Source organism: Parabacteroides vesiculifaciens, from assembly GCF_049860805.1.
Classification (GTDB): domain Bacteria; phylum Bacteroidota; class Bacteroidia; order Bacteroidales; family Tannerellaceae; genus Parabacteroides.
This window is the reverse complement of record NZ_CP187555.1, coordinates 3,885,396-3,900,544: the sequence shown is the minus strand read 5'-3', so window position 1 is coordinate 3,900,544 and position 15,149 is coordinate 3,885,396. Positions and strand designations below refer to the sequence as shown.

Sequence of the window (15,149 nt, the reverse complement as noted above, 5' to 3'; positions counted from 1 at the left end):
TGAATTTAGCCATAGGAACCAGTACCTCCACCTATTCCTGGAGGCGTAATCAAACCACTTTTACCTCCGTTATAATTGGCACCAGAATTTGAGAATGAACTTGATGATCCTAAGCACCCACAAATACAGCAGTTCTCACCACCGACCAAACGGTTTAGCTCTCTCTTACCCAACTCAGCCTTGCTCAATTGAGTAATTTTTAATCGACTAATTGCTTTCATATGCTTCACTATTTAAGTATAAAATATTTCATGAATAAGATCCAGTACCTACCCCACCTCCAGGAGAATACCAACCACTTGCTCCTCCTCTATTATTTGCATTCACAACATCCAATGTTGAAGATCTATCTGAGTGGCATCCACAAATGCAACAATGTTCACCACCAATCAACTTGTTTAACTCTCTTTTACCCAATTCAGCCTTGCTCAATTGGGTAAGTTTTAACTTTCCGATGTTTTTCATGACTACAATCTTTTATCGTTTTCGTAAAGTTAACTATCTATATTTTATGCAACAAATAAATTAACAGTAAATGTCCCGAACGTTCCCATTTGATATCCCGAACGTATCAGAAAAATTCAAATTCATCTTATTGATATCATACACATATAATCATTTTAATGTTGCGATCACCACTATTTGTTCATCCTCACTCAATTGTCCCAACAGTGCGTTTCTTTTGTCATAATTAGCATACAAATCACCATATCCGCAATATTTACATTTCAAGTTACATGCATCTGTCACTTCTATCAAAAGTTGACGCAGGTTTGCCAGATTCATTTTTATTGCCTCAGACGAATAATCGGTCTTAAAAGTTATCCAATCTTCAACAAAAAAATCATCCTTTCGTCCATTTTTGTAGAGCATAAATATTTTATGTCTATTAGAATAGACATAAGAATGCTTATTATTTAATTTTATTACTTTATTTTTCATGATATTCATTTTAAAGTCACAACCAATAGTATTGGATTATCCTCTTCTTTCATCATATCCAGTTTCTTGATAAATTCCTTCTTCAATTCTTCATTCTTAACTCTCCCATTTTTTATTTCTTCCATAAGATCTTCTATTTTTGATGGCTCAACCACTGAAACCCAATATTTATCAGAAGGTGTAAATCGAACATAAAAATCACCACCACATAAATCGTTCTTCAAAGTTAAGCGACGGAAATCATAAGACCGAAGAATAAATCCGGGTGAACCTGGTAATGATTTTTCTCGCAAAATAGCTTGTTTTTCTGAAATGAAAGTCTCCCCACCCTTTTTGGAATAACGAATATTGTAAAGTTTGTCACCTCGTGTACAAACAAAATAAAAAGACTCCTGAGTTTCATATATATTATACAAACAAAGATACTTAAAGAATGACAGATCTTTAATAAATTGATGCGAAGTTTCAAAAGTCGGCTTATCCCCCATATTCAAAATATATTTAGGCTTAAGTTCTTTTTTTATCTTATCATACAAATAGACTGTATCTTCTTGATAAAAACAAACGTGCATATCATTTTTATATGTACTAATGAAAGGACCATACTCTTCCCAAAAACTCTTCCATCCATAAGACAAAGAACGATTCTCCCAAATATCTTTTTCTCGCCCACTGAAAGATGGATTATAAAATTCTTTTTTGATATTAAAGGAACTATCCAACAAAGCTACGGTCCAATAATTTTTACGAAAATCATCAAATACAGCAATAGGATCTACTGCAAATCTTTCATCATTAAAGAATAAGAGTGTCCCCAATGTGCCAACAAATAATTTAGGAGTTAGGATTGTTTGCAAAAAATGTCCTTGAAAATCATAAACATGAATTCTTCTTGTTGCAGAACTTTCTTTTCCTGTTTCAGATATCAATACCTTATCATAGTCTACGATCAGTTGGTTCACATATAGATATTCACCAGGACCTTGTCCACGTTTTCCGATTTTATTAAGAAAAGTGCCATCACGAGAAAATCTAAATATCCCATTTTTAAAGTCCCATATAAATATATCCTCATCTGTTATAAATACATCCACTATAGTACTTAACAAGGACTGTCCTGTTGTCTCTAAAGGAACAATATCAATTTTATCCGCTTCGTCACTAAGATAAAGTTCCACTTTTTCTTCCTTTAACACGTCTGGTATACCGATACGAACTATACTGTCTTCTTCAACTAAAGATTCAGTTTTATTTTTACTATCATGGCTACCGCATGAAACAACAAGACTTATAAATAATATTGCGATAAATTGCTTTTTCATAATCGTCATTATAAAAAATATAGCTGTATAGATACTCATACAGCTATATATCACTAACATTAAGATTTATATCTATGAATTAGTTCCTCCAAAGTTTACTCCTCCACCTGGAGAAAATAAACCACTTGCACCACCTCCTCTGTTTGAACCTCCATTACTATTAGTAGAAGAAGATCCTCGACAACCACAAATACAACACCCATCACCACCCACCAAACGGTTTAACTCTCTCTTACCCAACTCAGCCTTGCTCAATTGAGTAATTTTTAATCGACTAATTGACTTCATACGCTTAAATATTAAATGTCAACAATAATGATTTAGAAACTGTTCCTGAAATTTTATCGTTGTCATAAATTTAACTATTCGTATTTTATACAACAAAAAAATCACCTGCAAATATCCCGAACGTACCCATTTTATATCCTGAACGTATTAACAATCCTCAAATAACATCAGGTATAAGCGCCTTCCCTTATCCGTCAAATAGTTTTCGTTTGGGTATGTAACATCTATATTAGTCTTTCCTCTTTCATCAAGGGAGCGCAACAATGATAGTGTTGCCATAACCAATTCATCCTTAAAACCATCGGCTTGATTTATATCACCAATATGGGCTACCCGTACATATTCCTGCTTCTGAAACATGCAGCGCACTCCAAACCCATCCGATGCAACAACCGGCAACCGATGAGCGATCATCTCCAACCCTACATAACTACACTGTTCCGTATAAGAGGGTAAAAGCCCTATATCGGAAATCTGGTACCATTTATCCACCTCTTCCGAAGAAAGTGCACCGGTAAAGTGGACCTTAGCCAATACCGGGTAACAAATTTTCCGGACAAAATCCCAATTACCGGTAGTGCCAACCACAGCCAAACGAGACATCGGATAAACTTTCACAATTTCTTTGAAAGCATTGATACAAGCCATAAAGCCTTTTTGTTCCGTCATACGACCGACATAAAGCAATATCTTTTCATCATCCGGCAACATCATCTTTTTCCGAAAAGCCTTCTTCTGCTTCTCTGACCACAAAACTGTTCGTTCAAACAAAGCATTTGGAATCAGCCGTAATTTATCCTGCTCCTCCGAATAACACGTTTCCAACAAACGATACGTATCTTCAGACAAACAGACAACCCGATCCGCGTATCGGCACATTTCAACCTCCTCCCGATAAGCTTCCAACAGATATGCATACCGCTCAACCACATATTTCCGATTCTTTTGCTTTAAAATTCGAATATACCGATCTACATCCCCAAATAAATGTAGCGTCCAAGCCATATCATGGATCACATAAATTTGCTTAGACAATGGATGTGATTCACGGATCGTCTTCATTAGTATAGAACACGGACTATAATTAATCAAAAAAATATTATCCGGTGAATCCGGTATATACAACCGGAGGAATTTATCGATGACTCGGGAATGATTTTGAATCGACTTATCGAAAAACGGAGGAAAGTGGAAATAACGGATTCCACCTACTTCTTCTATATCGAAAACATCCTGTCCGGAATTAAAAACCAATATTCCGATCGCAATATCCGTACCGGACAAACAAGTAATCAACTGCCGGATATAAGTGCCTATCCCATTACCGGAAGAAGTTTCATGCTCGTTTGTTATATACAAATGTTTCATGATCTTTGCATTTGCTGTTTCAACAAAAAACCTGCAAGCCCATCTTTCAGCCCTAAAGATGCCGAAACATAAGTTTCTTCTGTCAAAAGAGCCGAATTCAAAAAAGGAGAAACAGACACCGGATACCGATTATAAAATGCATCCAGATCATCCATATCAAAAAAAGAATTTACATGTTGTAAATCTTCCCGATATTGCCTATCAAATGGCAATGGGTTCTTTTGAGATGCCGCTCCCTGCATTCTGGCCGAAACATAATAGAATAGTCCTTCCAATCCCGTATCTAAACACAGGTCATCCAAACGACACAAATCCATCTGCATAATGATCCGGTCTATTTCTTCGCAGATCTCATTACCATCACCACTTATAAAGCGGTTTTGCAACAAGTATTCGATTCCCCAGCCGATTCCGCTCAATCCGGAAGCAAAACGGAAAGACAGCTCTGTATGGATAAGTGCCCAAATATCATCCAAAAGTTCTTCAGCTATATCCGTATACACATCACAATCAGCATACCGTCCGTATTCGAAAAAGAACAGAGCGATTCCCATCTTCCCATGAAACAGTCCCAAATCATTGATGAACGGACTTTGTAGGATCAGGTGATGAACCACTCTTTGCTCAAAACTAAATGTTTTCATCCTCTCCTTTCTCATCTTTCTTTTCAGAAGAGTTCAACAGGAAAAAACATTTCCGAACAAAACTTACCGTCCTAAAACTCACCACATACTCTAAGCCATTTTGCATCAAAAGACTATATATATCTTTACTTTTAAAAACTGATTGAACATTTTCCATATTGACAATTGTTTTCCTATTGATTCGTACAAACTGTTTTTCATTCAGATTTTTTTGCACATCAAGTAAGCTCTTTTTTGTAATAATTCTTTTTGATCCTTTCAACAAGAATCTAATATAAGGCTTATCACATTCAATGGAAATAATGTCATCATATTCCACTTTCCAGATATTATTTTTATCGGAATACCTCAAAAATGTTCTTTCAAAAATCAGTTTTTCCACAATATCATCATTAGTTAATAAATCTATCTTTGAACAAATTAGCCCAAATCGATCGAATTTTATGACCTCATATTGATTTAAATTCTCCGATAAAAATACTCGAATCACATTCAATCTCTATCTTGAATGTCCCCGTACCTTTCACTATGGGAATTGAGATCATTTCAGGAGATTGATACTGGCATACTTCAATAAGGTTCCCTTCTGCATCCGATATAGACACTGTTACTTCTGTCGGCAATTCAAAAAAAGACACATAGACTACACGATTATCTAACCATGCACGAACAGGCAACAAACTTCGTATTTCTTTGTTTCCTGTTTTTGCCCGCAATTCAATATCACGTGTGTCCGTCACTTTTGCAGACAACATTACGGGAAAGACGAACGTCAAGACCCATACAATAACCAAAAGGAAGAAATTGTTCTTTTTCATAAAGCATAAATTTTTATTGTAAAGTTAAGATCCCATCTACTAAAAAAACAGGAATATGCGTATTTTTTATTCATACACCTATTACTTGAAAATCAAAATGTCCAATTATACGTCAAACAATCAATTTCTGTTTTTTCTTTTCAAAACAGGAATCACTAATACCATCTTTTGATGATTTGATCTAAAGAATGAGCTGTAGAGGTCGGAAAACACCGTTTCCGGATATCCGACTTTATCCGCCGGATCATATCTTCTCCTAAATTGAAAACAGTAGAAACTTTTGTGGTCTTCAATCCCAATTTAGTCAGGCAGACAATCCGGATTTCACGGTCGGTCAAATTAAAACTACCGGTCAGATGTGTGAGAAAGCCTGGATATACTTGGTTGAAATTTTCCATAAAGACTTCCCAGTCCCGCTCTTTCCAAATGTCCAATACTAACCGGTCTCGTATACAGGATAAACAACTATTTTGGCTGATCAACTCCTTCTGCCACGCTTCATACATTTTACATAGGGAACTATAGTCTTTCTTGCTTTCCAATTCCTGCTGTAATTGTGTTTCGCTTCCCAAACGTAATGTATCGATCTCCGTACGCAGTGTTTTCATTTCCTGCTTTGTTTGCTGTTGCTCGCTCGTAAGAATGCCTATTTGCTCTTTATATAGCTTTTCATCTTTCGACATCGAACTCAACCGAGAATCCTGTTGACCAAGCAACAAATCCTTTTGATGGACCAGAACCTCTTTTTCATGCAGTATTTTTTCTTTTTCTTCAACAATTCTCTTACTTCGGGTTTCTATCTCCTCCAACTGTTGTTCATATTCAGCTTGTTGCTTCCAGTTATCTTCTTCCAATATACGGACTTGTTCATCTCTCTCCTTCACTAAACGGTCTTTTTCCTTCCGGATTTGACAAAGCGATTGCTGAACTATTTCTAATCTTGCATTATTCTCGCTCAGTTCTTTGTCTTTAACCGATAATTGCCTCCTGTTTTCATTCAACATTTTCATTGCCTCCTGATTACGAAGTTTCAGCAAAGACAACTTTTTGTTGAAGTAGGAATAGATAAACGTTCCAACAACCAAACTCGCCAAAAACAGGACGACCCAGACCAACTGTCGGATCTCTGCCTCCTGCATCTGCCTGTCATGCCGGTTCTGCATCCGCTCCTTATTATAAAGGGCTTTCATTCGTTCCAATTCGTGAGGACGATAAAGGTGTTCAATGGAATCCCTTAACTGCAAATAGGTTTCATTATACGCAAAGGCGGAATCAGGTACCCCGCTTTCTTTTGCCAATTGATATAACAAACGATTGGCACTACATCGGGTAAACAAGTCTTCACTCCCCGATATCTTTCCAAGATAAAACAAAGCGGAATCGGTTTGCCCCAAAGCATGGTAGATGTCTCCCAAATTATAATACTCGATATCCAGAAATTTCGGATTATCAGCATTTTGTAAAGCTCCCCTATAATATTCCAATGCCGTAGTATATCTTCCTCGATCCATATTAATATTCCCCAAAGAGGTAAGAACCGTCCCTTTTTGCGCTTGAATATCTCCCTCGTCAGCCAACTTCAATGCTTTCCCATAATAGAAAGAAGCACTGTCGAGCCTATCCATCCCCTGCAAACATTTTCCGACATTGCACAACGTATTGACCATCCCTGCTGTATCTGAAATACAAGCATATGCCTGATGCGCTTCTTTATAAGAGACAAGACTTTCCCGATAGTTCATATTCTTCCAATACAAACCGCCCAAATGGTTATTTATACGGGCACGCAAATCATAATCGATCGTTTGAACTGCTTGTTCTTTCGCTTTCAGATAAGCTTCCAAAGCCTCTCCTTCCAAATCAAGATCCGACAACACCCGCCCCTGGCAATAATAAACCTGCGCCTTCCGATGCGGATCTTTTCGCTTCTCAAAATAGCGTACCGCCACCCCGATCAGCGAATCCGATGTATGCTCCACATAATTTTTATCCCGTGCCTGCGTTACCAGCAAGCACCAGGTAGCATAGTCGCCAGCAGGCATCTTCTCCGGATTCCGGATAGCTTCCAGAAGGACCAATGCACTGTCCGGATACGACTTCATCACCTTTTCTGCCTCATAAAGGGTTGGATCAGAAGAAGAATGGCAAGCAGACAAGCCTATGGCTATCCAAAATAAAAATGCCATTATCTGTGTTTTTTCCATTTTTTTCATACAGGTAGTATTTTAAAATCAAAAAGGTTCCATCATTCACCTTCAAATATACATTTTTTCCTTTTCTCACATTATAATTATCCTTCAAATTGTTACTGAAAAAGCTTTTTCCTACCATTTTAATTCATTTCAAGCCATTTCCCTAACACACACTTAACCTATTTTCCTCATTTCAGCCTTAAACCGCCATGATTCCGTACGGTCTTCCCAAAATCATCTAAATGATTTTTAAAATGATCCGAATGGTTTTGGAAAACTATTTAGACAATTGAGACAAACGATCAGTATAAAAATAGAAAATCATTTAGATGATTTTTGGGAGGGTTACGGAACAAGACATAAAATAGTCGTGAAGAGACTGCAAATGGCCCACAAAAAGTAATTTTAACAGCTAAAAGCCCTATTGGAAAGATCATTTTACGGTTGACGTTTTGACTGCATTTTCATCCTTCTGCACGACACCCTCCACCAATTGAACCGCACAACCTCGCCCTTTCGGGAACAAAAAAAGAAATTATTGGGAATAAGACGAACAAAACGTCAATCTTAAACTCTTTCTCCTTCCCCTATTTGTAACCATACGGACAAACATACGGATATAAGCGGACCTACGAGTGGCAACTTTAACAAATTGTCAATTGTAGGTCCGCTATTTACAGATATGCTAATTTGCCAATGGGAAAAGATGGGCGATCTCATTCCTGCCGCCAACAAGATTCAACTGCTGTCCGCCCCAGACAAACGTTCCGCCCAGCGAAGCCGGTAAGACGATATGCCCGGAAAGGCCTTTGCCGTTCTTTTTCAGACTGACTTCGATAAGGCCTGCCGGGTGGGGGACCTTGCCTTCTATCTGGTTTAAGGATCCTAAATGAGGGGCGATGCGAACCGAACGGAATCCCGGTTCTGCCGGCTCCACGCCGCAGACCGTTGCCAGGAAGTCATAGACAGGGCTTGCACTCCAGGCATGGCAGTCCGAGCGGGTCGGTTCGGGATTCTCGGCAAAGGTGGTCAAGCCCATTGCCAGCATATCCTGCCAGGGTTTGAGCATCTCCGTATACCGATCGGCCAATCCGACCTTTTTCAAGGCGCGGAACAGGTAAAAGCGATAGTAGAAAGTAGCCTGTATCAGAGAAGGTTCCGTATTCAGTTTATCGAACAACGCTTGCTGCTTCTCACGCGGGACGGCATCCGAGAGGATTCCCATGATATTGGCATGTTGGCTGTAGCTCGTTCCTTCCAGATCATCCGCAAGCAACTGTTTCCCTTCGTTCCAGCATTTATCCCAGGTATTCCGGCATAACGAACGATAGACTTCTTCATAGCGGGTCGCCAGATCCGTTTCTCCAAACTCTCTCAACAACTCGACGGCATCTTTCAATGTATAGGCCAATTGAAGGGAGAGGATAGAAGAGCCTCCGTGGATAGCCGCCTTATGTGTCCCGCCCAAAGGCTGGTTGTTGTCCCAGGGCCACTGTTTCGGCCAGTCGATAAAGTTCCAGTGAGGGATTGGTCCTAAGATGCCGGTCTCCGGATCGATCTTGTCCGCAAACCACTCCAAGACACTCTTTACACCCGGCATACAGGCTTTTACAAATGCAGGATCATCCCTGTACATCCAGTAATCGTGCACCATATTGATCCAATATAAGGAGAAAGGCGGGATATATTGCGGAACCCGGCTCGGGTAGCGGCTGGTCGTAATCCCTTCGTACGATCGGGAATAGTCGAACATCTTGATCGCCTTGCGCATCAGCCGGTCGTCACCGTCCACATAGAGGGAAATCAATGCCTGGATACGCGTATCTCCCACATATTGGAGCTGTTCGTAATACGGACAGTCGTAATAGGTTTCATTGGCACACAGCCGGGCTGTACGCCAGCCTGCTTCCCATATTTTTTGCAAATCAGGGAGATTGCTGCTGAAACTGCCGTTCTCTTTAAACGGATAGGCAGTGTACATCCCGTAGAGGTCCGACAAAGTAAGCGGCTCTTCCTTCGTCTCGATCTCCACTTGCAGATACCGGTACGTCCGGAACCATAGCGGACGGAACAGCCGGTTGCTTCCGCCGTCCGGATAGAACTTATCCGTGAAGCCTCCTATTTCGCGCCCTTCTATCTCGTTCCGGTTGCCTTTCTGTCCATTCTTGTAGAGCGCTTCACCGTAACGCATCCTGATCTCGCTGCCTTTCCCTCCCGACACTTTCAGTTCGGGATAAGCATTTGTCAGATAAGACTGGTCGATCAGCAGAGTTACTTTCCGGTTTGCCGGAACGACCAGCGGGGCATTTCCTTCCAAGAAAGCGGACGATGCGGTCATTCCTTCCGAACGCCGGATCGTTTTCATCCGGAGCAACGTGTCTTCCATCAAAGGGATATCGCGCCGGCACAGCACCCAGTCATAGCCTGTCCCGGCTCCGTAAGGCTGTCCGCGTCCCAACTGCACGGCGTTTTTCCATGAGCTGTCGTCATATTCCTCCGTTTCCCATCCCCACGGATATAAAGAGGCTTTTACGATATCGGCACACCCGACATCCTGGCGGTTCTCCGTAGACGGCGCGTAGGCGGGATTCCGATAGACTTTCCAGTCCGGCCCGCTATTCACGATGGCTTCCAGGACTGTATTCCCTTGTACGATCAGTCCGGTTTTCAAGGTCATCTGCGCTCCGGGCGTATAAGGACCGGCATTCCAGACAATGGCGGCGAGCGTATTATCGCCGGCTTTCAGTAAGGAAGCGATATCCACGGTCTCGAAATACCAATGGTTCAAGTCCCCGCGTGCCGGACCGTAGCAGACAGGCGTACCGTTTACAAAAAGCCGGTAGCGGTTATCCGCCGAAACGTTGATCACGAACGAATCCGGTTTTCTATCCAGCTTGAAATGCTTGCGGAAATGATAAACGCCATAATCATAAAGGGAAACTTCCGGACAGGAAATCCAGTTGGCATCCCATTTCTGAGTAAGAAGGGAGGGGGCGCGGAGATTGCAGACAGATATTCTTTCCTGTCCCGAAACAGAAATCACAAATCCCAAAAGGAAAGAGAGTAACAGACAAAAATACTTCATATCATTAAGTTTTCACGATATCCAACATACAAATATATGGATATACCGCCGTCTACTATTTACAAATTTGGGAATTAATCATGCAGAAATGATACAAGAAAGAAGATTATCCAATACAAAAACAAAAAAGGGTCGGAACTTTCATTCCGACCCTTTCGTTCTGTGAGTTGTCTCACGGGGATTCGAACCTCGACAGACAGAACCAAAAACTGTAGTGCTACCATTACACCATGAGACAATCCGGCGCTTTATCTAAAGCGATGCAAAGGTAAGAATAAAATCTTACCATGCAAGCATTTTTGTACGAAATTCTTATTTTGCGATCAGCAAATAGTAGTTCTTCTTACCTCTCTGAACCAGCAAATATTTCTCATCCAGTAGGGAAGAACAGTCGATAACCATGTCCTGATCCGCCAGTTTTTCCTTATTTACACTGACACCGCCGCTCTGAACCAGCTTGCGCATTTCGCCTTTTGACGGGAAAATAGCGGCTTTTTCAGTGAACAGGTCGATAGCCTTGACACCGGCGCTCAGATCCTCGCGGGAAACTTCGAACTGGGGAACACCGTTGAACACGTCCAACAAGGTCTGCTCGTCGAGATGCTTCAAAGCTTCTGACGTAGAGTTACCGAACAGAATGTTAGAAGCCTCGACAGCTGCATCGTAATCTTCCTGTGAATGAACCATAACCGTCACTTCCTTTGCCAGGCGTTTCTGCAACGGACGGAGATGCGGCGCTTCTTCCTGTTCCTTTATCAAGGCCTCGATTTCATCCTTGGGCAGATCGGTAAAGATCTTGATATATTTGGCAGCATCGTCATCGCTCACGTTCAGCCAGAACTGGTAGAATTTGTAGGGAGATGTATAACGGCGATCCAACCAGACGTTACCGGACTCGGTCTTGCCGAACTTACCTCCGTCGGCCTTCGTAATCAGCGGGCAGGTCAAAGCGAAAGCCTCACCACCCAACTTGCGGCGGATCAGTTCCGTACCGGTCGTGATGTTACCCCATTGGTCGGTTCCTCCCATCTGCAGGCGGCAACCTTCGTGCTCATACAGATACATATAATCGTATCCCTGGAGCAGCTGGTAAGAGAATTCCGTAAACGACATGCCGACGGATGATTCGCGGCTCAGGCGTTTTTTAACGGATTCTTTAGCCATCATATAGTTAACGGTGATATGCTTGCCGATATCACGGATAAAATTCAGGAAAGAATAATCCTTCATCCAATCGTAATTGTTTACCAACTTAGCAGCATTAGGCGCGTCCGAATCGAAGTCCAGAAACTTGGACAACTGCTTCTTGATGCTATCCTGGTTATGACGAAGCGTCGCTTCATCGAGCAGGTTACGTTCTGCCGACTTCATTGAAGGGTCTCCGATCATGCCGGTAGCTCCGCCGACCAGAGCAATAGGACGGTGTCCTGCACGTTGGAGATGTTTCAGCATCATAACCGATACCAGGTGACCGATATGTAACGAGTCAGCCGTCGGGTCAATACCTACATAAGCAGAAGTCATCTCTTTTTGTAACTGTTCTTCTGTTCCGGGCATCATATCAGCGATCATGCCCCTCCATGTTAATTCTTCAACAAAATTCATCGTTTTAGATTATAGTATTAATTGAATGGCGGCAAAGGTACGACTTTATAATTGAAAATGGAGAATTGAAAATTGAAAATTAGGGTATAACAGTGATTTAAGGCAAATGGAGAGTGCTTTGAACATTCGTGACAACCTGTGCGGCAAAGGATTCCAATGGGAGATTCAGGGAGGTTGAAAGGTTTTGATAGACAGTACGGATGTCGATTTTCCGATCGTCGGTTTCGGCAAATAAATAATCAGGCCATGCTTCGCGCAAAGCTTCGGAATTGAAATGCTCGCCAAAAGAAAGGTAAAAACCTTGCCGGATCAGTTGTTTGGCCAATGCAGCATTGCCACGAAAGCCGTGGATCACCCAGGGCATACGGGGTTTAAGTTCCTTTTTCAGCGCGATCAGTTCGTCCCAGGCTTTCACGCAGTGTATGATTAAAAAGATGCCGAGGTTTTCGGCAAAAGCTGCCGACGCTTTGAAGATTTCCTGCTGACGTTCTAACGATGCTTCCGCCAGTTTATCGAGACCGGTCTCGCCGATTGCAACCACGCCCGGAAGCATTGCCTGCCGTTTAAGTTCGGCAAGTTGTTCTTCTTCATTATGTATATACCAGGGATGAATGCCGACAGAATGGAACAGTCCCGTTCCCGCGTTTGACGGGGAAGCAAGACAGTTAACTATGGCTATGTCTTCCGGATGGACGGGCAAATGGTGGGTATGTATATCGTAATAAACCATATTTTACGGAACAGGATCATACCCACTCCCTCCCCAAGGATGACAGCGGAGAATACGTTTGACAGCTAAATACAACCCTTTTATAGGACCATGTTTTTTGAGAGCTTGCACAGCATATTCGGAACAAGTAGGCGTGTACCTGCACGATGCCGGGGTCATGGGAGAGATGCAATATTTATAGAAATAGACCGGCAACAATAGTAAGGAAGTAAAAAAACGCTTTATCATGCTTTGTTGCGGAGTACGTTCAATGCTTTTGTCATGGCTTTCTCCATATCGGAAAAAGGATGGATCTCCTTGTCGAGATAGAGGAAAGCGACCAGCATGCGCTTGTTCTTTTCCGTCAGCGGATCGATCAGGTCATATTTGCGCACCCGGTAGGCCTCGCGGACCTGGCGTTTGATCAGGTTCCGTTTTACGGCGCGTCTGAATTTCTTTTTAGGAACACTTACCATAATGGAAACGGGAGCCAAGTTCTCCTCCTCCACCGGCAAATAAACGACCCGCAGTGGAAACGCCACAAACGATTGCCCTTCTGCAAACAGCAGGTCAATGTAACGTTTCCACGACAGGCGCTCTTCTTTTGAAAGGGTGTACCTTCTATTTACCATTCTTTTTGTTACTACCCATCTCTTTTTTCAGATACAATTCGAGGGCAGCCGTCATAGACGGAGCTTCGGGAGTCGGCGCTTCCACATCCAGACGCAAACCGGCATCTTTCACCGCTTTGGCTGTTGTCGGGCCGAAACATCCGATCTTTATATCTTCTTGTTTGAAATCCGGGAAGTTCTTCAGCAGAGAGGAAATTCCCGAAGGGCTGAAAAATACCAACATGTCATAGTCGAACTTCTCGTCTTTAGAGAATTCATTACTTACGGTGCGGTACATAACAGCTTTCGTGAAAGAGATCTTCTTTGCTTGTAACATAGTTAACAAATCATCTTTATGCACATCCGAAACGGGCACAAGATATTTTTCTTTTGCATGCTTGCCGATAACAGTAATCAGATCATCCAACTTTCCGGACTGTCCAAAAAAGATCTTACGCTTTCTATACACGATATATTTTTGCAAATATACAGCGATGGCTTCAGTCATACAGAAATACTTCATCGTCTCGGGAATGGCCACGCGCAGTTCTTCACACAGGTGAAAGAAATGGTCGATCGCCGTACGGGCTGTAAAAATAACGGCCGTATGATCCAAAACAGAAATTTTCTGCTGTCTGAACTCCTTAGAAGAAAGAGGTTCTACTTTAATGAATGGCCGGAAGTCAATCTCAACTCCATACTTCTCTGCAATGTCGAAATACGGGGACTTCTCGGATGCAGGCTTCGGTTGTGATACCAGCAACTTTTTGATGTTCAATGCCATAGAGTACTTGTCTCGATAAAGTTATACAAATAAACCATACCTTCGTACAAAAATACCAGAGGTAAAATTTCTTGGGTGCAAAGGTACAAACTTATATATAATAAACCAGTGCTTTTCTTGTGAAATATCCGTATTGTCTTATAAATTATTACAAAACGACACAAAATATAAAGAATACAAAACATTGCTATCGGTATAGTTACATACGTGCCGACAAACACCAACCACAACACCGGGACATACAACGAGACGCCCCAGATCCCCATAACAGCATTGTAGTTTGTCTTCCATAACTTGTATTTATCAGGGTCGGCAAACACGCTGCCCAAAAGATAATAGCAGCATTGTTTAAACTGATAGAACAAAAACAATACAAGGAAGACAGTTCCGATGGCCGACAATACCGCCTGCCACTCCACATAATTCACGAATCCGTATATCCTGCCGATCGCAATCAAGGCAATGCTCGAAAGGAATAGAGCCTGGAACGTCATAAAATTACGGAAAAAGAAAGCACTCTTTCCTATCACATCGTCAAACAGGTTCTGTCTTTCCTTCACTAAGAAAGCATCTTTCAGTAACTTCACAAACAATCGGAAATTCGCCCGGAACACAAAAGAAAAGACAACAAACAGAACCGACAGCAAGGAGAAGATCACATCATCCACCAACTGCCCGTCCCACAAGCGAATGCCCACATATCCTTCAAATATATTCATGTTCCCTGCGTATTACAGGCGCAAAGATAATCAAAAAAGAAAGGCAAGCTTACCCGACAAGC

At 41.8% G+C, this 15,149-nt stretch carries 16 protein-coding genes and 1 pseudogene; all 17 read right to left on the bottom strand.

The window, feature by feature from the left end; translation table 11 throughout:
• Nucleotides 1–5: 5 nt before the first annotated feature.
• Nucleotides 6–221, bottom strand: coding sequence for a TIGR04149 family rSAM-modified RiPP (locus ACPYIV_RS15655; RefSeq protein WP_299363432.1), 216 nt, complete (start codon nucleotides 219–221; stop codon nucleotides 6–8).
• 28 nt (nucleotides 222–249) lie between these two features.
• Nucleotides 250–465: a TIGR04149 family rSAM-modified RiPP gene (locus tag ACPYIV_RS15650; RefSeq protein WP_299363435.1), complete on the bottom strand. Its 216-nt coding sequence runs from the start codon at nucleotides 463–465 to the stop codon at nucleotides 250–252.
• Between the two features lie 213 nt (nucleotides 466–678).
• Nucleotides 679–873 (bottom strand): annotated as a pseudogene (locus ACPYIV_RS15645) (radical SAM peptide maturase); the annotation flags it as partial.
• A 74-nt stretch (nucleotides 874–947) separates the two neighbouring features.
• Nucleotides 948–2,264 (bottom strand): 6-bladed beta-propeller, encoded by a 1,317-nt coding sequence (locus ACPYIV_RS15640; protein WP_301845835.1) that lies wholly within the window; start codon nucleotides 2,262–2,264, stop codon nucleotides 948–950.
• Nucleotides 2,265–2,336: 72 nt separating this feature from the next.
• On the bottom strand, nucleotides 2,337–2,552 hold the full coding sequence (locus ACPYIV_RS15635; protein WP_299363444.1) for a TIGR04149 family rSAM-modified RiPP: 216 nt from the start codon (nucleotides 2,550–2,552) through the stop codon (nucleotides 2,337–2,339).
• Between the two features lie 147 nt (nucleotides 2,553–2,699).
• On the bottom strand, nucleotides 2,700–3,920 hold the full coding sequence (locus ACPYIV_RS15630; RefSeq protein ID WP_299363450.1) for a glycosyltransferase: 1,221 nt from the start codon (nucleotides 3,918–3,920) through the stop codon (nucleotides 2,700–2,702).
• Entirely contained in the window at nucleotides 3,917–4,564 is a 648-nt protein-coding gene (locus ACPYIV_RS15625) for a lanthionine synthetase LanC family protein (protein ID WP_425883926.1), read from the bottom strand. The genes ACPYIV_RS15630 and ACPYIV_RS15625 overlap by 4 nt, the downstream gene beginning before the upstream one ends.
• Nucleotides 4,551–4,946, bottom strand: a complete 396-nt coding sequence (locus ACPYIV_RS15620; RefSeq protein WP_425883924.1) for a LytTR family transcriptional regulator DNA-binding domain-containing protein — start codon at nucleotides 4,944–4,946, stop codon at nucleotides 4,551–4,553. Before ACPYIV_RS15620 ends, ACPYIV_RS15625 begins: the two co-directional genes overlap by 14 nt.
• A 67-nt stretch (nucleotides 4,947–5,013) precedes the next feature.
• Nucleotides 5,014–5,382 carry a DUF3244 domain-containing protein gene (locus tag ACPYIV_RS15615; RefSeq protein WP_301703836.1) on the bottom strand — a complete coding sequence of 123 codons (369 nt, stop codon included), beginning with the start codon at nucleotides 5,380–5,382 and terminating at the stop codon, nucleotides 5,014–5,016.
• A 155-nt stretch (nucleotides 5,383–5,537) separates the two neighbouring features.
• Complete coding sequence (locus ACPYIV_RS15610; RefSeq protein WP_299363457.1) at nucleotides 5,538–7,568, bottom strand: tetratricopeptide repeat protein; 2,031 nt, start codon at nucleotides 7,566–7,568, stop codon at nucleotides 5,538–5,540.
• Between the two features lie 691 nt (nucleotides 7,569–8,259).
• The gene (locus ACPYIV_RS15605; protein ID WP_425883921.1) at nucleotides 8,260–10,659 is read right to left on the bottom strand and encodes a family 78 glycoside hydrolase catalytic domain; all 2,400 of its coding nucleotides are present in this window, start codon (nucleotides 10,657–10,659) and stop codon (nucleotides 8,260–8,262) included.
• A gap of 312 nt (nucleotides 10,660–10,971) precedes the next feature.
• Entirely contained in the window at nucleotides 10,972–12,264 is a 1,293-nt protein-coding gene (gene tyrS / locus ACPYIV_RS15600) for a tyrosine--tRNA ligase (RefSeq protein WP_293732841.1), read from the bottom strand.
• A gap of 97 nt (nucleotides 12,265–12,361) precedes the next feature.
• Nucleotides 12,362–12,994, bottom strand: coding sequence for a TatD family hydrolase (locus ACPYIV_RS15595; protein WP_425883919.1), 633 nt, complete (start codon nucleotides 12,992–12,994; stop codon nucleotides 12,362–12,364).
• A 3-nt stretch (nucleotides 12,995–12,997) separates the two neighbouring features.
• Nucleotides 12,998–13,219 (bottom strand): membrane protein insertion efficiency factor YidD, encoded by a 222-nt coding sequence (gene yidD, locus ACPYIV_RS15590; protein WP_195280587.1) that lies wholly within the window; start codon nucleotides 13,217–13,219, stop codon nucleotides 12,998–13,000.
• Nucleotides 13,219–13,605, bottom strand: a complete 387-nt coding sequence (gene rnpA / locus ACPYIV_RS15585) for a ribonuclease P protein component (protein ID WP_293732843.1) — start codon at nucleotides 13,603–13,605, stop codon at nucleotides 13,219–13,221. Before rnpA ends, yidD begins: the two co-directional genes overlap by 1 nt.
• Nucleotides 13,595–14,362 (bottom strand): uroporphyrinogen-III synthase, encoded by a 768-nt coding sequence (locus ACPYIV_RS15580; protein ID WP_293732868.1) that lies wholly within the window; start codon nucleotides 14,360–14,362, stop codon nucleotides 13,595–13,597. Before ACPYIV_RS15580 ends, rnpA begins: the two co-directional genes overlap by 11 nt.
• A complete protein-coding gene (locus ACPYIV_RS15575) occupies nucleotides 14,359–15,087 on the bottom strand; it encodes a DUF4271 domain-containing protein (protein ID WP_425883917.1) in 729 nt (242 codons plus the stop codon). Before ACPYIV_RS15575 ends, ACPYIV_RS15580 begins: the two co-directional genes overlap by 4 nt.
• Between the last annotated feature and the right edge of the window lie 62 nt (nucleotides 15,088–15,149).